Here is an 18,755-nt window from a genome sequence, read left to right on the forward strand (position 1 = left end):
TCAGCCTTCACGGTAACTGGCCGCCACCTCGCGCACGACGTCGCACAACCACTGGGCTGGCAACGGCAGCGCCAGGGATGCATTGCTGCAGATACCCACCGAGCCGCCGGGCTCGCGCACCCCCAGGTCGAGTTCGAACAAAGCCTGCTCTCGGATATCCAGCAATACGGCGTCACGGGGCGCTACCCAGATAGCATCGCTGCTGAGCACGTAGCGGCGGCTCAGGGTGGGCGACAAGGTTTCCAGGCGCTGGAGCGCCGGCTCGATAGCGCACTGCACGAACAGGCTGTCGGCATGCTTGCGAATAGTGGTGCCGGCCAGGGGCAGTACCAACGGATACCGGCTGACGCTGGCGCGGTCTGTCGGCACCTGGCCCAGCAGCGGGTGGCCCGGGCGCACCACCAGGGTCATGGCCTCACTGTACAGGTGCTCGAACATCAGCCCCTGGATCTGCGGGCTGTCGGTCATGCGCCCGATCACCACGTCCAGTTCACCCACGTGCAATTGCGCCAGCAAATGGGCGCCGGGGCCAGTGGCGACGCTGACCACCAGCGCCGCGTGGCGTTCGTTCAGGCGGCAGAGCACCTCGGGCATCAACAGGCTTTCGACGGTGGACAACACCCCCACCCTGACCTGGGGCGGCTCATGTTCCTCGCTGCGCAGGGAACTGACCCCATCGCGCAGGGCCTGCACGCACGGTGCAGCGTATCGCATGAAGCGCACGCCGGCGGGGGTCAGTTCCACGCCGCTCTTGTCGCGGTCGAAGAGGCGGGTCTGCAACAAGTCCTCCAGTTCCTTGAGGGTCTTGGAGATGGCGGGCTGGCTGATGGCGACCGCATCGGCGGCTTTGGCGAAGCTGCCTTGGCGGGCAATTTCGAGAAAGCACAGCAAGTGGCGGAATTTGATACGAGTGTCGAGATTCATGTCCTGATGTTACGTAGGTGGGCGTCGCCTTGCCAGCAACCTGTGCAGGTCATCCGAATGCGTAGGAATGTTCGCTCAAGCTTTGTCGAAAAAACTACAAAAAGTACGGAAATAGCCACTTGCCACTGTATATATAATCAGGCATAACACGCAGTCTATTTCCAACATGGACGTTCACCGTGCGCCTGATTCATCGCAGCCTGCTGGTGCTGCTCGCTCTCGTCGTCACCGCCATGGCGGTGGTGCTCTACTACACCGCCCGGCCCAACCTGCCACGCTACGAGCCGGTGCAGAATTTGCGCTACCTGGACCAGTGGAGCGCTGCCGACCGCGAACTGTACTACTTCACGCCCCAGGGCACCCAGGTCAAGGGCCTGCATTACGACTGGTTCACCCAGCTGGAACTGCCCTTCTCCGAGGACCGGTTCGCCGCGCCTCCGTACATGGCCCGCTTCGGCTTCCTGACCGAGCCCAACCAGCAGGCCAGCGCCGCCAACCCAGGCAACCTGCCGGTGGGTTTCGCTCGCCACCGCAATGAGGGGGACCCGGCCGAGTACCTGGACATCACCTGCGCCGCGTGCCACACCGGCGAGCTGCGCTTCAACGGCCAGGCCGTACGCATCGACGGCGGCACCGCGCAGCACGTGCTGCCCTCCAGCGTGCCCACCCTGCGCGGTGGCAGCTTTGGCCAGGCACTGGTGTCGAGCCTGGCGGCCACCTACTACCTGCCCTGGAAGTGGAGCCGCTTCGCGCACCGCGTCCTGGGTGACCACTACGACCGCGACAAGGACACCCTGCGCAAGCAATTCAAGGCGACGCTCGACAGGTTTGCCCACACCGCCTGGAATGACTGGCACCGCGGCCTGTACCCCACGCAGGAAGGCCCCGGGCGCACCGATGCGTTCGGGCGCATCGCCAACGCTACCTTCGGCGACGCCCTCTCGCCCGCCAATTACCGGGTGGCCAACGCGCCGGTGGACTACCCGCAGCTGTGGGACATCTGGACATTCGACTGGGTACAGTGGACCGGTTCGGCCCAACAGCCCATGGCCCGCAATGTCGGGGAATCGCTGGGCGTGGGTACCACGCTGCAATTCTTCGACGACCATGGCCAGCCGCTGACCGGTGACGCCCGCTACCCTTCCAGCGTGCGCATCCGCGACCTGTACCGTATCGAAGAGACGCTCCAGCACCTCAAGCCGCCTGCCTGGCCGGAAGATATCCTGGGCAAGGTCGACCTGGCCAGGGCAGCCACCGGCCGCGCCCTGTTCAATGCCAATTGCGCGATGTGCCACGTGCCCCCGGTGAAACAGGAAGGCGGCCGTCCCGTGCGCACCATGGTGCTCAAACCGGTCGACGAGATCGGCACTGACCCCACCGTGGCCGCGAATATCGCCACGCACCGCTATGACGTCAGCAGCCTGAAGTGGAACCCCGATGAACTGGGCAAACTGGGTGTGACGGTCCAACCCGACCCCGGCAAGCTGGACCTCACCCAGGTGTCCGTGGCCCAGGGCCTGGCCTATGTCACCGCCTTCGTCGAAGACCACGCCTACCGCGCGGCCGGCATCGAAGGCGCCGAGCGCGCCCGCTACGACGGCTTCGGCCTGGGTATCGGCGTGCTGGAAGTCAACGCCTACAAGGCGCGCCCGCTGGATGGCGTGTGGGCCACGCCGCCGTTCCTGCACAACGGCTCGGTCCCCAGCGTCTATCTGTTGCTGTCACCCCAGGACGAACGCCCGCGCACTTTCTACCGCGGCAGCCTGGAATACGACCCGCAGAACCTGGGCTACCGCACCGAGCGTTTCGACGGTGCCTTCCTGTATGACACCGCCATCACTGGCAACCACAACAGCGGCCATGAATTCCGTGACGGCCCCCGTGGCCGAGGGGTGATCGGTCGCTACCTGGCGCCACAGGATCGCCGTGACCTCATCGAATACCTGAAAGTGCTGGGCGGCCCGCTAGAGGAGCAATTGCCATGATGTTCAGTGACACCACCCGCCGGCCGGGTTTGTTCTGCCGCCTGGCGCGAGCCCTGCTCAAGCTTGCCCTGTGGTTGCTGGCAGTGGCAGCGCTGGCGTTCGCCGTGGGCTACGGCTACTACGCCTGGAAATTTTCCGGGCCGGTGCCCGCCGAGGAGCAGGTACCGCCCGGCGAGGCCGCCATGACCCAGGACATCATCCAGACCGCCATCCGCATCGTGGACCAGCACCGCGAGCCCACTCGCTACCTGCGCGACGCCCATGCCAAGGCCCACGGTTGCGTCACGGCCCAGGTCAGCGTGCCGCAGAACCTGGCGCCGGAGCTGCGTCAGGGCGTGTTCGCCGAGCCGGGCAAGACCTGGCAGGCCTGGATCCGCCTGTCCAACGGCAACGCCTACCCGCAGTTCGACCAGTTGCAGGACGCCCGGGGCATGGCAATCAAGCTGTTGGATGTGCCGGGCACACCGTTGATGGCTGACCAGGCTGACCGCCACGAGCAGGACTTCGTGATGTTCAACCACCCCAACTTCTTCGTCAGCGACGTGGCCGAATACCGCCAGAACATCGGTGCCCAGGCGGACGGCAAGCAAGTGATGGCATTCTTCCCCAGCATCGACCCACGCAGTTGGCAGTTGCGGCACCTGCTGATCGCCAAGGCGACCCTGGCCAAGGCGCCGCTGAGCCCTACCCTGGCTACCTACTATTCGGTGTCGCCGTACAAGTTCGGCAGCGCCAACGTTAAATTCCGCGTGGTGCCCGACCCTGGCAGTTGCCCGCCTTACACCGTGGCCAAGCAGAACCAGGACCTGCCCAATTTTCTGCGCACCGCCCTGCACCAGCAATTGACCACTGACCAGCAACCGGCGTGTTTCATGCTCCAGGTGCAGCGCCAGGACCCGAGCAAGTACATGCCCATCGAGGACACCAGCGTGCAGTGGAAGGAAAGCGACGCCCCCTTCCAGACGGTGGCCACCGTGCGCGTCCCACCCCAGGACTTCGACACCCCGGCGCAGAACCTGATGTGTGACAACCTCTCGTTCAACCCCTGGCACGGTATCGAAGCCCACCGGCCGATCGGCGGCATCAACCGATTGCGTAAAGCGGTGTACGAAGCGGTGAGTGAATACCGACATGCACGTAACGCGCGGTTCGGGACAGCCCCCTGACGGTCATGCTTCACGCTTGATGGCGCGGTGGGTCTGGGAAACCGCGGCGTCCGGTCCCATAAGGGAAGCCTCGCCATCGCATCCAACCCTGTGGGACCGGGCGCCAGCTCGGGAAGGGGCTGCGCGGTGGGGCTGGGGGACCGCAGCGCCTGCTTCCCGAGCTGCGCCCGGTCCCACAGAGTAAACCCCACCACCGCGGCCAACCCTGTGGGACCGGGCGCCAGCTCGGGAAGGGCCTGCGCGGTGGGGCTGGGGGACCGCAGCGCCTGCTTCCCGAGCTGCGCCCGGTCCCACAGAGTAAACCCCACCACCGCGGCCAACCCTATGGGACCGGGCGCCAGCTCGGGAGGGGGCTGCGCGGTGGGGCTGGGGGACCGCAGCGCCTGCTTCCCGAGCTGCGCCCGGTCCCACAGAGTAAACCCCACCACCGCGGCCAACCTGTGGGACCGGGCGCCAGCTCGGGAAGGGGCTGCGCGGTGGGGCTGGGGGACCACAGCGCCTGCTTCCCGCGCTGCGCCCGGTCCCACAGGGGAAGCCTCGCCATCGCATCCAACCCTGTAAGGAGCTGCGCGGTGGGGCCGGGAGACCGGGGCGCTGTGACATCCAGTAATAACCCGCTTTTGCATTCCCCCGCGAAAAGCGCCACCCTCCCCGCCGCTGATCGGCAGCCTGCGTTCTGGCGGAACCAGGCCTGCCGCGCGCCTATCCTTATTCAACCACCTTCGCTCAAGGCCAATCGTCATGATCACCCGCCGCGACCACCGTATCGACTTCTATCGAGGGCTGGCGTTGATCTTCATTTTCTGGGATCACATACCGCAAAACCCCCTCGCCAACTTTACCCTGCGCAATTTCGGCTTCAGCGACGCCGCCGAAATCTTCGTATTCCTGGCAGGTTACGCAGCCGTGCTGGCCTACGGCAAGATCGCCCAGCGCAGCGGCTACCTGATCGCCGGCGTGCGCATCCTGCGCCGCGCCTGGGTGCTGTACGTGGTGCACATTTTCCTGCTGGTGCTGTTGATGGGCATCATTTTCGTCGCCAACAGCCATGTCGAAACCCGCGACATGATCCAGGAAATGAACCTCAACTATTTCCTCCTCGACCCGCAACAGGCGTTGGTGGACGAACTGTTGCTGCGCTTCAAGCCCAACCTCATGGACCCCTTGCCGTTGTACATCGTGCTGCTGGCGGGCCTGCCCCTGGTATTACCGCTGCTGGTCAAGCACACCGGCCACGCGGTAGGGCTGTCGCTGGCGGTCTACGGCCTGACCCAGTGGTTTGGCTGGAACATTCCCGCCCACGGCAACGGCCTGTGGTACTTCAACCCGTACGCCTGGCAGGCCCTGTTCGTGCTGGGCGGTGCGGCGGCCTTGTACAGCCAGCAACCACGCGCCGCAGACCCGCGCCCGCTGTATCGCCAGCCGTTATTCGTGGCCTGCGCCACCGTCGCGGCGCTGAGCGTGCCCATTGCCCTGAGCTGGAAATGGCCGGCCGTGCATGACGCGTTCATGCCGCAATGGATCAGCGAAAGGCTCTATCCCATCAGCAAGACCAACCTGGCGCCGGTGCGCCTGGTGCATTTCCTGGCGCTGGCCTATTGCATGGCCAAACTGGTGCCCACCGGCGCCTGGGTTCAGCACTGGCTGGTGCAGAAGGTCGCGATGATGGGCCGCTATTCGCTGGAGATTTTCTGTTTGAGCGTGGTGCTGGCGCCTTTGGCCGACATGGCCAACGCCTTGGCGGATGACCGTTTGGCCATGCAGCTCGCCACGGCGATCGCCGGCGTGGGCCTGATGCTGGCCTTGGGGCAGTGGCTGGAGTGGAACAAGCGCCTGACCAACCCGCTGCCAACGGCAACGGGCGTGGTCAGCAACGCCTAGGCAATCAGGCGTTGCCAGCCGCCTTCATGCGTGCGGCCTGGGTGAAATCCAGCATGCGCTTGAGGGGGCGTACCGCGTTGGGGATCAGCGCAGGGTCGACGGAAATCTCGTTACGGCCTTCGCGCAGTGCCGTGAGGGTGCGCTCCAGAGTATTCATGGCCATCCAGGGGCAGTGGGCGCAACTGCGGCACGCCGCGCCATTGCCGGCGGTAGGCGCCTCGACGAAGATTTTGTCCGGGCACAACTGCTGCATCTTGTAGAAGATGCCCCGGTCGGTGGCCACGATGAACGTCTTGTTCGGCAAGCGTTGGGCCGCGGCAATCAACTGGCTGGTGGAACCCACGGCGTCGGCCAGCTCGATGACCGACTCCGGCGACTCGGGGTGCACCAGAATGGCAGCGTCCGGGTACAGCGCCTTCATGTCTTCCAGCTGACGCCATTTGAACTCTTCGTGAACGATGCAAGCGCCGTCCCACAGCAGCATGTCGGCACCGGTCTGCTTCTGGATGTAACGGCCCAGGTGTTTGTCCGGCCCCCAGATGATGGTCTCGCCGTTGTCCATCAGGCTTTCGACGATTTCCAGTGCGCAACTGGACGTCACCACCCAGTCGGCCCGGGCCTTGACCGCCGCCGAGGTATTGGCGTAAACCACCACCGTGCGTTCGGGGTGCTGGTCGCAGAATGCCGAGAACGCTTCTACTGGGCAGCCCAGGTCCAGCGAGCAGGTGGCTTCCAGGGTCGGCATCAGGATGCGCTTTTCGGGGGTGAGGATCTTGGCGGTCTCGCCCATGAACCGCACGCCCGCCACCACCACGGTCTGGGCGGGGTGGTTCTTGCCGAAACGGGCCATTTCCAGCGAGTCGGACACGCAACCACCCGTTTCCTCGGCCAAGGCCTGGATCACCGGGTCGCAATAGAAATGCGCCACCAGTACCGCATCCTGAGCCTTGAGCTCGGCGGCAATGGCGGCACGGTAGTCGGCTTCCTGCTCGACGGTCAGCGGTTTGGGCTGTTTGGCGTCGAGGTGGGCCTGGACCAGAAGGCGTTCGGAAATCTGCGTCATGTTGGCAAGACCTGCAGGCGCTTGTGCGCGAAAGTCGAGTATACCACCCGGCTTACGCGAGCCTGGGCGTTGTTTCCCTGGTGGTACAGACCGCCAGGCCGGGGAAGGCTACAGCCATCGGAATGAATTCCAAAGATTTTTTTATGCCAGCCTGCGGCGCAGCGCCTGGAGCCCGAGAGGCGGAGATAACAGGCCCTGTGGTCAGCTGACAAATGGACGTTGCCCATTCGGCACTTTTAATCATCCAGCGGTAGCCAAGATCGTGGCGCTGCGCTAGCCTCGGTTGTAACAGGACGTTTAAAGTCAGGATACACATAGAAAACCTGGCGCCCGGCCCTCGACAGGCCAGCGGCAACCGTCCTGTTGCCTGGCGGTAGCCTGCCCGCCGTTCCGCCCTCCCTTCGCACTGCCCACCTCATCGTGTTTGCCAATGCCGCCTGGCCAGTCAGCGCCGGGCCGGTCCGTGTCCTGTCGTCTAGAGAACCGCCCCCATGGCCCACGTCCCGAGTTTTCTGTCGGTGGTGTTTGTCGTTCGCAACCATGCCGATTTTCTTGAAGCCCTGCTGCTGGACGCTACTGAAGTGGTCAGCGCCATGGTTCGCGACTACGAGTTGATCGTGGTCGACAATGCCTCCACCGATGCCAGCATTGCCGTGCTCAAGCACCTGAGCGCCGAAACGGGCATCGCCAACCTGCAGGTCTACGCGCTGACCAAGGAAGTGGACATCGACACGGCCTCCTGGGCCGGCCTGGAAAACGCCCTGGGCGACCATGTGGCGGTGATCGACCCCATGACCGATGACATCCGCTACCTGCCCAAGCTACTGGACCAAGCCCGCCAGGGCGCCGATGTGGTCTTCGTATGCAACGAACAGCGGCCGCGCCAAGGGCCACTCTATCGCCTGGCATTCCGGGTGTTCCACTGGTGTTACCACCGCTTCAACGGCATCAACCTGGCCAGGGAGGCGCCCCCCTACCGGCTGATGTCGCGGGAAGTCATCAATTTCATCCTGCAACACCCGAAGCCCGTCATCGGCTACCGCCATTTGCCGGCGACTGGCGGTTTCGCCCGCGCCAACCTGCGCTACAGCCAGCCACCCCGGCCCCAGCCGCGCAAGCGCCTGCGGGACAACATCGACCGCGGCGTAGGCCTGCTGCTGTCCACTACCCGCGGGCCCATGCGCTTGGTTACGGCGCTATCGCTATTCGGTGCAGTCATGAACTTGATGTACTGCATTTACGTGGTTGCCATCGGCGTTTTCAAGACCGACGTAGCGCCAGGCTGGATCAGCCTGTCGCTGCAGCAATCGGGGATGTTTTTCCTGATTTCGCTGGTACTGATGGTGCTGGGCGAATACCTGATGAACATGGCCAGCGCCGGCCAGCAGGGCCCGGGATATCACGTGGCCCAGGAGTTCACCAGCGCCCGCGTGACCCGCCGTGAGCGCCTCAACATCGAGGAAGCCGCGGCGCCCCCCCTTGAGACGGGTACCGTCGTGACCGGGCGGTTCTCCTGATGAGTACTCACGCGCCACCCTACGACGCAGTCATCATCGGCGGCGGTTTCTACGGCGCCGCCATTGCGGTGTACCTGGCCGCCCAGCGCGGGTTCAGGCACACACTGCTGGTAGAACGCGAGCCAGCGCTGATGCTGCGCGCGTCCTATAACAACCAGGCGCGGGTGCACAATGGCTACCACTACCCGCGCAGCTACACCACGGCGTACCGCAGCCGGGTGAACCTGCCGCGCTTTGTGCGTGACTGGCCGCTGGCGGTCAGGCAGGACTTCACCAAGCTGTATGCCATCGCGCGGCACAACTCGAAACTGACCGCCCGCCAATTCGAGCGGTTCTGCCGCGACATCGGTGCGCCGGTGCAGCAAGCGCCGGCGAGCCTGCGCGAGCTGTTCCAGGCGCGCCTGATCGAAGACGTGTTCGCCGTGCAGGAGTATGCCTTCGACAGTACCCGCCTGGCGGAGTGGGCCTTGCGCGAGCTGGACCGTTTCGCGGTGCAGGTGCATTACCGCACCCGCGCCCTGGCTGTCGATAAAACCCCGGATGGGCTGCGGGTGCAGCTGGAAAACGAGCGCGGCGATAAGACCCACGTGGACAGCCGCTACGTGTTCAATTGCAGCTACAGCGGCACCAACCAGCTAGCGGGTGACTTCCCCGGGGTGAGCACGCCGCTGAAGCAGGAAATCACCGAAATGGCGCTGATGGCCATGCCTGCCCCCTTGGCAGGCCTGGGCATCACGGTGATGGACGGGCCGTTTTTTTCCCTCATGCCCTTCCCTGCCCGGGGCCTGCATACCTTGTCCCATGTGCGCTTCACCCCACACCTGAGCTGGCAGGACAAGCCAGGGCTGGACCCGTACCGCAAATTGCGCGACTACGCGCGCGTCAGCCGGGTGGACCGCATGGTGCGCGATGTGGCCCGCTACATCCCGGCGGTAGCCGATGCCCGGCACGTGGATTCGCTGTACGAAGTCAAAACCGTGCTGCAGCGCAATGAAGCCGACGATGGTCGGCCGATTCTCTTCGAACGCCACGCCACGTTGCCCGGCTGCTTTTCGGTGCTGGGCGGCAAGATCGACAACCTCTACGACGTGCTGGAGAAACTCGATGATGAAGCACTTTGAACTGTCGAAGCTCTGCACCCTGGTAGCGCTGCTGGTACTGGCCAGCATTTTCGTGACCCTGTCGGCACGTTCGGTGTGGATGGACGAGGCGATGCTGCTCAAGAACATCATCGCCATCAGCAACCCGGCCGACTTCGCGGCGCCCCTGCCCTTCTATGACCAGGCCGAGCCGGTACTGGCGTCGGTGTTCTTCAAGCTGGTCATGACGGTGTTCCATTACGATATCCGGCCCCTGCGCCTGTCGGTGCTGGCGGTGTCATTGCTGCTGGCCATTCCCGTCGCCTTGCTGTTTCGCCCCTATCGCTGGGGCGTGTTCGTGTTCCTGCTGGCGGTGATCGGCAATTCGTTCTCCACAGCCTTCCACTTCACCGAACTCAAGTTCTACTTCCTGGAAATGAGCGGCAGCTTCATGGCTATTCTGGCCATCCGCGAAGCCGAAGACCGCGACGACATCTACTGGACGCTGCTGGTGGCCGCGCTCATCAGCCTGCTGGGCTTTTCCACGCTGATCATCGCCGGCGGCTTGCTGGCGTATGCCTGCTGGTGGTTCGTGAGCCGCGACGACGGCAGCCAGCGCCTGTACAAGGTCGGCGGTTTCGTGGTCGCCGCTGCCTGCGTGGCGCTGTCGTATGTGTGCATGAAATACCTGACCACGTACCAGATCAGCAATTACAGCACCTACGCCAGCAGCGGCCCGGCGCAGGCGCTGGAAAGCGTGTTGCACGCGCTGCTGGGCGCCTATGGCAAGGTGCTGATGGCGGTGTCGGTCGTGTCGAGCCTGATGCTGCTGGTGTACCCGCCGCGCACCTTCATCCATCGGGTCAACCAGTTTTTCTGCGTGCTGGTGGTGCTGGTACTGGTGGGCAAAGTCGCTGGCGTCTACCCCGCCACCTACCCGCGCCACGTGATCTGGATGGTGCCCCTGAGCCTGGTGATCGACACTTTCGCCATTCTCACCTTTACCCAGGGCATGAGCAAAAGTCTCAAGGTGCTGGGCTGGGCATTGCTGGCGTTGCTGGCGCTACAAGCCGCCAAGGCCGTGCACAACAACCTGGACGGCGACAACTTTCAGTACACCGACAACAACGCCCTTTACCAGTACATCTCGGCCATGCCGCCGAGCGAGATTCTGGTACACCCCAACGCCCAGCCATCGCTGGAGTATTACCAACTGCTGGACCCGGGCCTTGCCCGCCAGCACTTTTTCACCCGCCTGGACGACACCACCCGGCGCCGCGACCCCAGTCAGGAAATGGCCACCATGGCCAACGACATCGACCAACTGCTCGCCCAGCGGCCCAGCGACTCGGTGTACTTCCTGACCTCGCACCTGGACCTGCAGCCAGGGGAAACCGGGGTGGGCAACCTGATGCAGGCCGCACTGGACAAATACCGTTGTGCCTACACCTCAGAACTGAGCGTGACGGATGCCGAATTGTTGCACCTCAATTGCCGAGGCCCCCTATGACCGCGACCCGCGATGCACTGATTGGCTACACCGGTTTCGTTGGCTCCACGCTACTTCGCCAGACTACCTTCGCCGCCCACTACCGCTCCACCACCATCGGCGAGATCGATCACCTGCCCTTCGACACCCTGGTGTGTGCCGGCGCCCCCGCGCAGAAGTGGCTCGCCAACCGCGAGCCGGAAGCCGACCTGCAGGCCATCGATTCACTGATCGAACACCTGCGCACCGTGCGCTGCAAAGTATTCGTGCTGATCAGCACGGTGGACGTCTTTTCCCACCCCATCGGGGTGGATGAATACACGACCGTGGACGAAACCGGCCTGCAGCCCTACGGCCTGCACCGTCGGCGCCTGGAAAAGTTCGTGGCCGAGCATTTTCCCTGCCACCTGATCGTGCGCCTGCCCGGCCTGGTCGGCCCTGGGCTGCGAAAAAACGTATTGTTCGACCTGCTGCACGACAACAACCTGACCGCCGTCGACAGCCGCGGGGTGTTCCAGTTCTACCCCATGGTCAATCTCTGGTACGACATCCAGACCGCCTTGCAGGCTGGCCTGTCTCTGGTACACCTGTGCGCCGAGCCGCTCAGCGTCGCCCGCCTGGCCCGCCAGGGTTTTGGTCGGGAGCTGGAGAACCACCTGAGCGCCTCGCCCGCCCGCTATGACCTGCACAGCCGCTTCGCCAACCTGTACGGCGCCGCCGGCCGCTACCCTTACAGCGCGCGCGACACCCTGCTGGCGGTGCGCGCCTATGCCCAGTCTGAACCGCGGGGCATTGCCCTGCCTGTGGAGGTACACGCATGAGGCTGGCCATTTCCAATATTGCCTGGGAGCGCGCCGAGGACATGGCCGTGAGCAAGTTGCTTCAGCAACTGCAAATCGACGCGATTGATGTCGCCCCCGGCAAATACTTTCCCAACCCCGCCCAGGCCTCCGAAGCACAGATCAGCCAGGTTCGGCGCTGGTGGCGTGCACGCGGTATCGAGATTTACGGCATGCAGGCACTGCTGTTCGGCACCCGTGGCCTGAACCTGTTCGCCGGCAGTGACAGCCAGGCAGCCATGCTCGCCCACCTCGCCGCCGTGTGCCGTATCGCCGCCGGCCTGGGGGCCCGGCGCCTGGTGTTCGGCTCGCCGAAAAACCGTGATCGGGCGGGCCTGGAACCTCAGCACAGCCTGGAAGTGGCGATGCGTTTTTTCCGCCGCCTGGGAGACATCGCCCATGACCACGGCGTGGTGATCTGCCTGGAGCCGAACCCCGCCTGCTACGGCGCCAACTTCATGCTCGACAGCCACGAAACCGCTCACATGGTGCGCCTGGTCGCCCACGACGCGATCCGCATGCAGCTGGACACGGGCGCCTTGACGCTCAATGCCGAGGACCCGGCCCGGGTGCTGCACGACCACGCCGACCTGATCGGCCATGTGCATGCCAGCGAGCCGCACCTGGTGCCCCTGGGCGAAGGCGGTACCGACCATGGACGGGTGCTGAGCGCCTTGCGCGGCTACCTGCCGGAACAGGTGGTGACCATCGAGATGCTCACGCCACCTGACCAACCCACCCTCCCGGTGCTCGAACGTGCCTTGCAGGCCGCCACCCGCCATTACCGACACCATGACAGCGGAGTACGTGCATGAAATGGGCAATCCTGATCCTGGGCATTCTGTCCAACGCGTCAGCCAGCGTGCTGGTGAAAATGGCGATGATGCCCCCGCGACGCTTCCCCTCGTTGGCCGAGCCCATGGCGGCATTGGCCAACTGGCCGTTCTGGCTGGGGCTGGCATTGTACGGCGGCGCTTTCCTGCTGTATGCCGCGGCGTTGGCCCGGTTGCCGCTCAACGTTGCCCATCCGGTGCTGACCGCTGGGGCCGTGGCCACGGTCGCCCTGTCTTCGGTGCTGCTACTGCGTGAACCCTTTCACTGGACCACCGGTGCCGGGGTCTTTCTGGTTATTGCCGGCGTGGCCTTGATCACCGCCCGGGTCGCCTGAGGTATTGCCCATGACATCTGCCCAATTCGTGCCCGCCGGCCTGGCGGCACGCCAGGTTCCCAACTACGAGCTGCCCTTGTGGCTGGGCCGCCAGCGCAACTGGTGCGTAGTCATTCCGGTCATCAACGAGGGCGAACGCATCCGTCATCTGCTCGAGCGCATGGCGATCATGGCCCTGGACCATCTGGCCGATATCATCATCGTCGACGGTGGCAGCCAGGACGGCTCCCTCAATAGCGCGCTGTTGAGCAAAACCCGGGTACGCGGGTTGCTGGTCAAGACCGGCCCGGGCAAGCTCAGCGCCCAGTTGCGCTGCGCGTACGCCTTCGCCCTGGACCAGGGCTACGAAGGCGTGGTGACCATCGACGGCAACGACAAGGATGATCCGCGGGCCATTCCCGACTTCATCCAGGCCCTGCGCCGCGGCGTCGATTTCGTTCAGGCGTCGCGGTTCATCGAAGGCGGCATAGCGGAAAACACCCCGCCTTCGCGCCACTTCGCCATCCGCTATATACACGCGCCCCTGCTGAGCTGGGCGTCGGGTTTTCGCTGGAGCGACACCACCCAGGGGTACCGCGCCTATAGCCGGCGGCTATTGCTGGATCCTCAGGTGGCGATCTTCCGCGATGTGTTCATGACCTATGAGCTGCTGGCGTACCTGTCGTACCGAGCGCCTCGGCTGGGGTACCGCTGCGTCGAGCTGCCCACCGTGCGGCGCTACCCCAAGGGTGAGGTGCCCACCAAGATCAGCAGCGTGCGCGGCAACCTGGCGGTGCTGGCCGTGCTGGCACGCGCTTGCCTCGGGCGCTATGACCCGCCCGCCACTTGAGCATCATCCAGACGCTCTATCTTTCGTGTAGACATTGAAACTGTCATGATGAAAACCAAACAACTTCGTACGCAAAAATACTGAACTTTACCTACCCTGACATTACTACTGATACCCACTCTTCAAGTTACTAATACATACATAAAAAACGTGCATCGAATGCCTGGACATGGCAGGCTTCCAGTCCCTGTTTATCCAGCGTTGAATGGCTACACGCCCCGCCGGCCCTGATTCCACACCGCCTGATATTCATCGCGCCGCCCTGTATTGGTATTTCGAAGGTAGTGCCATGTTTGATGTTGTTCCCGACGTACCGCTGGTCACGGTCATCATTGCGTCTTATAACCATGCGCCTTACATCGAGGCCAGTATCAACAGTGTGCTTCGCCAGACTTACCCGCGTATTGAACTGCTGGTCATCGATGATGGTTCGTCCGACAACAGCGTGGCCCTGCTTTCGCAGCTTCAGGCCGCGCACGGTTTCGACTTGCGGGTTCAGGCCAACCAGGGCCTGTCCGCGACCCTCAATGCTGCCATTGCCCGTGCCCGGGGCACGCTGATCGTTCCGTTTGGCTCCGACGACATCATGCTGCCCCATCGCATCGCCACCCAGGTCGAGTACCTCGAGGGCAAGCCTGAAGTGGGCGTGTGCTCGGCCAACATCGAGACGATCGACCATCAGGGCAATGTCATGGGCGCCCGGGAGCAGCGCAACCGGGACCTGCCGTTTCGACGCCTGGACTTCGACGACCTCTTCCTGGGCCGCAAGCCGGGCCCCGCGGCGGCCACCCTGATGTTCCGCCGCGAGGCGCTGGACAAGGTGGGCGGCTTCGACCCCGACATCCGCCTGGAGGACATCTACATCACCCTCTCGATCCTGCGGGCCGGCTATTGCATCGATGTATTGGGCGAGGTGCTGGCCCAATACCGGGACCACCCCACCAACACCTTCAAGAACGGTCGCTTCATGGTGGAAAACGTGCTGAAGACCTATGCCCGGTTCCGCGACCACCCCGAGTACGAAGCGGTGTGCATGCGGTTTCGCAACTCGATGTTCCTCAAGTACGCCAACCGCGACAAACCACTGGCCCGCACCACCTTGCGTGACATCCCCCTGCGCCACTGGAATCGCAAGACCGTGCGGGGCTTGTGGCGTTTGCTGGCATCGCGACGTTAGCGATGGCGCGGAACCAGGCAACGACCAGCCATGGTGCGTGATCAGCACAGGCGTCGCCTCGGGCTTGAGCGTTCACTGCCTGGATCGAACAACAGCACAGGTGCTCCACGGTCCCAGTCGATATCCAGGCAAGCCGGGTGGTCCAGCTTGCCCAGTTCGTCGCGCAGCCATCGGCACTCGTCAAAGCCGCTGGGGTCTGCGCCGAGGGTGTATTCAGCTCAGGTAATGCTGGCGGGTCAGGTGCCGCACCACTACCCTGCCCCCGGGCGCCAACGTAGTACCGAACGCAGCCTTGGCGCCGCATGTGAGTTGAACGTTCAAGGCATACTCCAGCTGCCCAGGCTCGCGCTGGGGTAGCAGCTCGATCTGCAGGTTCGCCAGCAATACATGCAGATATATCGCTCACTTACATATATTGCAATGTAACTACACACTGGAATATAACAAGCGACTATCAATAAAGTGGAAAACCAGGAACACTTCAAGGTCGCGCTGGCCGCTGCTGCGGGAGGCAGGCCATACGCGGTGGCCACGAATTCAGCCAGCCCAAAAAATGCAGACACAAAAAAAGCCGGAGAGTGCTGTGCACTTTCCGGCTCTTTTCTTCTTGCATATGGTGGGTCGTGTGGGACTCGAACCTACGACCAATTGGTTAAAAGCCAACTGCTCTACCAACTGAGCTAACGACCCGCTGTGTTGCATCGCTGGCGACTGTGTGTCTGTGTCGCTGCGTTGTGGTGCGTATAATACTGATTTCTAAGGATTATTCAACACCTATTTTAAAAAAAATTCAAAAATATCGCGTCGGGTCGTTCACGCCCGCTGCGGCGAAGCCTTCTGCGCGCAGGCGGCAGCTGTCGCACTTGCGGCACGCACGGCCCTGGTCATCAGCCTGGTAGCAAGAAACGGTGAGGCTGTAGTCCACCCCCCGGGCGATACCTGCTTTGACGATGTCGGCTTTGCTGAGGTTCTGCAGCGGCGCCTTGATACTGAAGCCCTGCCCTTCCACGCCGGCCTTGGTCGCCAGGTTGGCCATGCGCTCGAAGGCTTCGACGAACTCGGGACGGCAGTCAGGGTAGCCGGAATAATCCACGGCGTTGACGCCGATGAAGATGTCGCGGGCGCCCAATACTTCGGCCCAGCCCAGCGCCAGGGACAGGAACACGGTGTTGCGTGCTGGCACGTAGGTGACCGGGATACCTTCGGTGGGGCTTTCGGGCACGTCGATGCTGCTGTCGGTCAGGGCCGAGCCGCCGATACCGTTGAGGTTCAGGCCAATGACCTTGTGTTCCACCACGCCCAGGTCGCGAGCGACGCGGGCGGCGGCGTCCAGTTCGGCGCGATGGCGCTGGCCATAGTCGAAGCTCATGGTGTAGCAGCTGTAGCCTTCGGCTTTGGCCATGGCTACGACAGTTGCCGAGTCCAGGCCGCCGGAGAGCAGGATTACCGCTTTTTTGTCAGTCATGTCTGGTGTCCTTCAGGAAGATGGGATCAGCGGCCGGGCTCGTCGTTCCACAGCAGTTTATGCAACTGCACCTGGAAGCGTACGGGCAGGTTGTCGGCAACGATCCAGTCGGCCAGGTCAGTGGCGTTGAGTTGGCCTTTGCTTGGCGAAAACAGGACATCACTGACGCGACGGTCGAGCCCGTACTGGATAAGTTTGGAAACCGACCAGTCGTAGTCATCCCGCGAGCAGATCACGAACTTGACCTGGTCGTTGGGGGTCAGCAGCTCGATGTTCTCGTAGCGGTTGCGGTGGCTTTCCTCGGACGCTGGCGTCTTGAGGTCCAGGACACGGCTGGCACGGGTATCGACCTTGGAGATATCCAGGGCGCCGCTGGTTTCCACTGACACTTCGTAGCCGGCATCACACAGGCGTGCGATCAGCGGAATGGCATTGGGCTGGGCCAGCGGCTCGCCGCCGGTGACACAGACATAGCGCGGCTTGAACTGCGCCACTTGCTCCATGAGCGAGTCCAGGGTGCGGAGGGTGCCACCGGAAAAGGCGTAGGCGCTGTCGCAATACTGGCAGCGCAGCGGGCAGCCGGTCAGGCGCACGAAAACCGTGGGCAGGCCCGCGGTACGAGTCTCCCCCTGCAACGAGTAGAAGACTTCGGTAATGCGTAATGTGTCTTGCATAGGGTCCACGGGCATGACAGCTAAACAGGCTGACCGCCTCCGTTGGGCACTTCGATGAACCCGCCAACGCGCCGTTCAGGGAAGGGTATTGAAATAAAAGGGCATCAATTCTAACGAAAAAACCCGCGGCAAGCGCGGGTTTCTTCAAATCGGCAGTGCCGATTCACATTTTCTGCAGGTCACGCTGGGCCAGTTGCGCCGCTGAGGTGCCTGGGTATTGGCTGACCACCTGCTGCAGAATGCCCTTGACCCGGTCGGTATGACCCAGGCGGCGCTCCACGTCAGCCAGCTTGTACAGCGAATCCGGCACCTTGGCGTGCTTTGGGTATAGCTGGCTGACCTTGGCAAAGGCCTGACCGGCGCCTTGCAGGTCGCCCTTCGCCAGGTTCACTTCGCCCAACCAGTATTGCGCGTTGCCGGCGTACTGGCTGTTGGGGTACTTGCGCAGAAAGGCGGCGAACGCCAGGCTGGCCTTGTCGAAGTCCTTCGCCTTGATCAGGTCGAAGGCAGCATCGTAGTACAGTTTTTCCTTGGCCGGGTCACCCGGCTCGGTGCTGGCCGCAGGCGCCTGGGCGGCTGCTGACGGAGGCACCGGAGTACCGGCGGCGTTGATATCGCCACCGGCAGTAGAATTCTCGGAAGGCGCGGCGGCTGCAGGTGCAGAGCCGGTTCCAATGCGACGATCGAGATCCTGGTAACGCTCCAGACTCTGCTGTTTAAGCTGCTGGATATCGTTTTGCTGGACTTCGACCTGTCCGCGCAGACGCGCGATGTCTTCCTGCATTTGCTGCAGTTGCATGAACAGCTGACCCTGCGCCGAAACCGGGGCTTGCGCCCCGGAGTCAGCGTAGGCGCCGCTCGTGCCATAACCCGAAGGCGGATAGCTGCTGGTCCCATTGGAACCATCACCATCAACCACAGGAACCTCGGCCCATGCCACGAGTGGCAGGGCGAGAGCCAGAATAGTTACAGCACGGCGGCACGTTCGCATATCGAATTACTTACGCAGTTCGACGCGACGGTTCTGAGCCCACGACTGCTCGTCGTTGCCGGTGGCAACTGGACGCTCTTCACCGTAGGAAACGATTTCCAGCTGAGCTGGCGATACGCCTTGCAGAACCAGGTAGCGTTGAACGGCTTTCGCACGACGCTCGCCCAGAGCCATGTTGTACTCGCGGGTACCGCGTTCGTCGGTGTTACCTTCCAGTACGACGTGAGCGCCATTGGCTTTCAGGTCTTTAGCGTGGACGTCCAGAGCGCGCATGGCTTCTGGTTTCAGGTCCGAGCTGTCGTATTCGAAGTAGAAGGTGGTGATTGCGCGCAGAGCAGCTTCTTCGCTCAGGGAGCCATCAACGGCACCGGTGTTTGCGCCGTAACCAGCGTTAGGGTCAACAGCTGCTTGACCAGCGTTGTCGCCGCCTTTCGAAGAGCAACCTACAGCTACGGCCATGGCCAGAGCCAGCGCAGCAAATTTACCAAACTTCAGCATTTCCATCGTG

17 protein-coding genes and 1 tRNA gene are annotated in these 18,755 nt (G+C 63.2%); 11 read left to right on the forward strand and 7 right to left on the reverse strand.

Annotated elements, in window-relative coordinates:
* Window positions 1–924, reverse strand: coding sequence for a pca operon transcription factor PcaQ (gene pcaQ, locus HWQ56_RS21665; RefSeq protein WP_158158301.1), 924 nt, complete (start codon window positions 922–924; stop codon window positions 1–3).
* Window positions 925–1,103: 179 nt separating this feature from the next.
* On the opposite strand from pcaQ, the gene HWQ56_RS21670 reads away from it, so the two are divergent.
* From HWQ56_RS21670 to HWQ56_RS21680, 3 genes are all read left to right on the forward strand, one after another.
* Window positions 1,104–2,909 carry a di-heme-cytochrome C peroxidase gene (locus tag HWQ56_RS21670; protein WP_176571756.1) on the forward strand — a complete coding sequence of 602 codons (1,806 nt, stop codon included), beginning with the start codon at window positions 1,104–1,106 and terminating at the stop codon, window positions 2,907–2,909.
* Window positions 2,909–4,075: a catalase family protein gene (locus HWQ56_RS21675; protein ID WP_425331978.1), complete on the forward strand. Its 1,167-nt coding sequence runs from the start codon at window positions 2,909–2,911 to the stop codon at window positions 4,073–4,075. Before HWQ56_RS21670 ends, HWQ56_RS21675 begins: the two co-directional genes overlap by 1 nt.
* A gap of 741 nt (window positions 4,076–4,816) precedes the next feature.
* Complete coding sequence (locus HWQ56_RS21680; protein ID WP_176571758.1) at window positions 4,817–5,956, forward strand: OpgC family protein; 1,140 nt, start codon at window positions 4,817–4,819, stop codon at window positions 5,954–5,956.
* Window positions 5,957–5,960: 4 nt separating this feature from the next.
* Here HWQ56_RS21680 and nadA read toward each other — a convergent pair whose 3' ends face one another.
* Window positions 5,961–7,019 carry a quinolinate synthase NadA gene (nadA, locus tag HWQ56_RS21685; protein ID WP_158158102.1) on the reverse strand — a complete coding sequence of 353 codons (1,059 nt, stop codon included), beginning with the start codon at window positions 7,017–7,019 and terminating at the stop codon, window positions 5,961–5,963.
* Between the two features lie 491 nt (window positions 7,020–7,510).
* Here nadA and HWQ56_RS21690 point away from each other — a divergent pair, with 491 nt between their 5' ends.
* From HWQ56_RS21690 to HWQ56_RS21725, 8 genes are all read left to right on the forward strand, one after another.
* Entirely contained in the window at window positions 7,511–8,536 is a 1,026-nt protein-coding gene (locus HWQ56_RS21690) for a glycosyltransferase (RefSeq protein ID WP_176571759.1), read from the forward strand.
* A complete protein-coding gene (locus tag HWQ56_RS21695) occupies window positions 8,536–9,657 on the forward strand; it encodes an NAD(P)/FAD-dependent oxidoreductase (protein WP_158158104.1) in 1,122 nt (373 codons plus the stop codon). The genes HWQ56_RS21690 and HWQ56_RS21695 overlap by 1 nt, the downstream gene beginning before the upstream one ends.
* A complete protein-coding gene (locus HWQ56_RS21700) occupies window positions 9,641–11,125 on the forward strand; it encodes a hypothetical protein (RefSeq protein ID WP_158158105.1) in 1,485 nt (494 codons plus the stop codon). The genes HWQ56_RS21695 and HWQ56_RS21700 overlap by 17 nt, the downstream gene beginning before the upstream one ends.
* Window positions 11,122–11,925 (forward strand): NAD-dependent epimerase/dehydratase family protein, encoded by an 804-nt coding sequence (locus HWQ56_RS21705; RefSeq protein WP_158158106.1) that lies wholly within the window; start codon window positions 11,122–11,124, stop codon window positions 11,923–11,925. Before HWQ56_RS21700 ends, HWQ56_RS21705 begins: the two co-directional genes overlap by 4 nt.
* On the forward strand, window positions 11,922–12,758 hold the full coding sequence (locus HWQ56_RS21710; RefSeq protein ID WP_158158107.1) for a sugar phosphate isomerase/epimerase family protein: 837 nt from the start codon (window positions 11,922–11,924) through the stop codon (window positions 12,756–12,758). The genes HWQ56_RS21705 and HWQ56_RS21710 overlap by 4 nt, the downstream gene beginning before the upstream one ends.
* The gene (locus tag HWQ56_RS21715) at window positions 12,755–13,111 is read left to right on the forward strand and encodes a multidrug transporter (protein ID WP_158158108.1); all 357 of its coding nucleotides are present in this window, start codon (window positions 12,755–12,757) and stop codon (window positions 13,109–13,111) included. The genes HWQ56_RS21710 and HWQ56_RS21715 overlap by 4 nt, the downstream gene beginning before the upstream one ends.
* Window positions 13,112–13,121: 10 nt before the next feature.
* Window positions 13,122–13,940: a glycosyltransferase family 2 protein gene (locus HWQ56_RS21720; RefSeq protein ID WP_176571760.1), complete on the forward strand. Its 819-nt coding sequence runs from the start codon at window positions 13,122–13,124 to the stop codon at window positions 13,938–13,940.
* A 289-nt stretch (window positions 13,941–14,229) separates the two neighbouring features.
* Window positions 14,230–15,117 carry a glycosyltransferase family 2 protein gene (locus tag HWQ56_RS21725; RefSeq protein WP_158158110.1) on the forward strand — a complete coding sequence of 296 codons (888 nt, stop codon included), beginning with the start codon at window positions 14,230–14,232 and terminating at the stop codon, window positions 15,115–15,117.
* 614 nt (window positions 15,118–15,731) lie between these two features.
* On the opposite strand, the gene HWQ56_RS21730 is transcribed toward HWQ56_RS21725, so the two are convergent.
* The 5 genes from HWQ56_RS21730 to pal form a co-directional block, all read right to left on the reverse strand.
* Window positions 15,732–15,807 (reverse strand) — tRNA-Lys (locus HWQ56_RS21730).
* Window positions 15,808–15,907: 100 nt separating this feature from the next.
* The gene (gene queC, locus HWQ56_RS21735; protein ID WP_158157000.1) at window positions 15,908–16,582 is read right to left on the reverse strand and encodes a 7-cyano-7-deazaguanine synthase QueC; all 675 of its coding nucleotides are present in this window, start codon (window positions 16,580–16,582) and stop codon (window positions 15,908–15,910) included.
* A 26-nt stretch (window positions 16,583–16,608) separates the two neighbouring features.
* Window positions 16,609–17,256, reverse strand: coding sequence for a 7-carboxy-7-deazaguanine synthase QueE (gene queE, locus HWQ56_RS21740; protein ID WP_158156998.1), 648 nt, complete (start codon window positions 17,254–17,256; stop codon window positions 16,609–16,611).
* Window positions 17,257–17,419: 163 nt separating this feature from the next.
* Window positions 17,420–18,247 (reverse strand): tol-pal system protein YbgF, encoded by an 828-nt coding sequence (gene ybgF / locus HWQ56_RS21745; protein ID WP_176571761.1) that lies wholly within the window; start codon window positions 18,245–18,247, stop codon window positions 17,420–17,422.
* A 6-nt stretch (window positions 18,248–18,253) separates the two neighbouring features.
* Window positions 18,254–18,751, reverse strand: coding sequence for a peptidoglycan-associated lipoprotein Pal (pal, locus tag HWQ56_RS21750; RefSeq protein ID WP_027978757.1), 498 nt, complete (start codon window positions 18,749–18,751; stop codon window positions 18,254–18,256).
* Window positions 18,752–18,755: the final 4 nt, after the last annotated feature.

It is taken from the genome of Pseudomonas eucalypticola, from assembly GCF_013374995.1.
Lineage (GTDB): Bacteria > Pseudomonadota > Gammaproteobacteria > Pseudomonadales > Pseudomonadaceae > Aquipseudomonas > Aquipseudomonas eucalypticola.

Excerpts from the sequence above, each read along its gene's own strand:
- HWQ56_RS21725 (WP_158158110.1), top strand. The coding sequence starts at position 14,230 with ATGTTTGATGTTGTTCCCGACGTACCGCTGGTCACGGTCATCATTGCG.
- pcaQ (WP_158158301.1), bottom strand. The coding sequence starts at position 924 with ATGAATCTCGACACTCGTATCAAATTCCGCCACTTGCTGTGCTTTCTC.
- ybgF (WP_176571761.1), bottom strand. The coding sequence starts at position 18,247 with ATGCGAACGTGCCGCCGTGCTGTAACTATTCTGGCTCTCGCCCTGCCA.
- HWQ56_RS21700 (WP_158158105.1), top strand. The coding sequence starts at position 9,641 with ATGATGAAGCACTTTGAACTGTCGAAGCTCTGCACCCTGGTAGCGCTG.
- queE (WP_158156998.1), bottom strand. The coding sequence starts at position 17,256 with ATGCAAGACACATTACGCATTACCGAAGTCTTCTACTCGTTGCAGGGG.
- nadA (WP_158158102.1), bottom strand. The coding sequence starts at position 7,019 with ATGACGCAGATTTCCGAACGCCTTCTGGTCCAGGCCCACCTCGACGCC.
- HWQ56_RS21675 (WP_425331978.1), top strand. The coding sequence starts at position 2,909 with ATGTTCAGTGACACCACCCGCCGGCCGGGTTTGTTCTGCCGCCTGGCG.
- HWQ56_RS21695 (WP_158158104.1), top strand. The coding sequence starts at position 8,536 with ATGAGTACTCACGCGCCACCCTACGACGCAGTCATCATCGGCGGCGGT.
- HWQ56_RS21710 (WP_158158107.1), top strand. The coding sequence starts at position 11,922 with ATGAGGCTGGCCATTTCCAATATTGCCTGGGAGCGCGCCGAGGACATG.
- HWQ56_RS21680 (WP_176571758.1), top strand. The coding sequence starts at position 4,817 with ATGATCACCCGCCGCGACCACCGTATCGACTTCTATCGAGGGCTGGCG.
- HWQ56_RS21690 (WP_176571759.1), top strand. The coding sequence starts at position 7,511 with ATGGCCCACGTCCCGAGTTTTCTGTCGGTGGTGTTTGTCGTTCGCAAC.
- HWQ56_RS21720 (WP_176571760.1), top strand. The coding sequence starts at position 13,122 with ATGACATCTGCCCAATTCGTGCCCGCCGGCCTGGCGGCACGCCAGGTT.
- HWQ56_RS21715 (WP_158158108.1), top strand. The coding sequence starts at position 12,755 with ATGAAATGGGCAATCCTGATCCTGGGCATTCTGTCCAACGCGTCAGCC.
- pal (WP_027978757.1), bottom strand. The coding sequence starts at position 18,751 with ATGGAAATGCTGAAGTTTGGTAAATTTGCTGCGCTGGCTCTGGCCATG.
- HWQ56_RS21705 (WP_158158106.1), top strand. The coding sequence starts at position 11,122 with ATGACCGCGACCCGCGATGCACTGATTGGCTACACCGGTTTCGTTGGC.
- queC (WP_158157000.1), bottom strand. The coding sequence starts at position 16,582 with ATGACTGACAAAAAAGCGGTAATCCTGCTCTCCGGCGGCCTGGACTCG.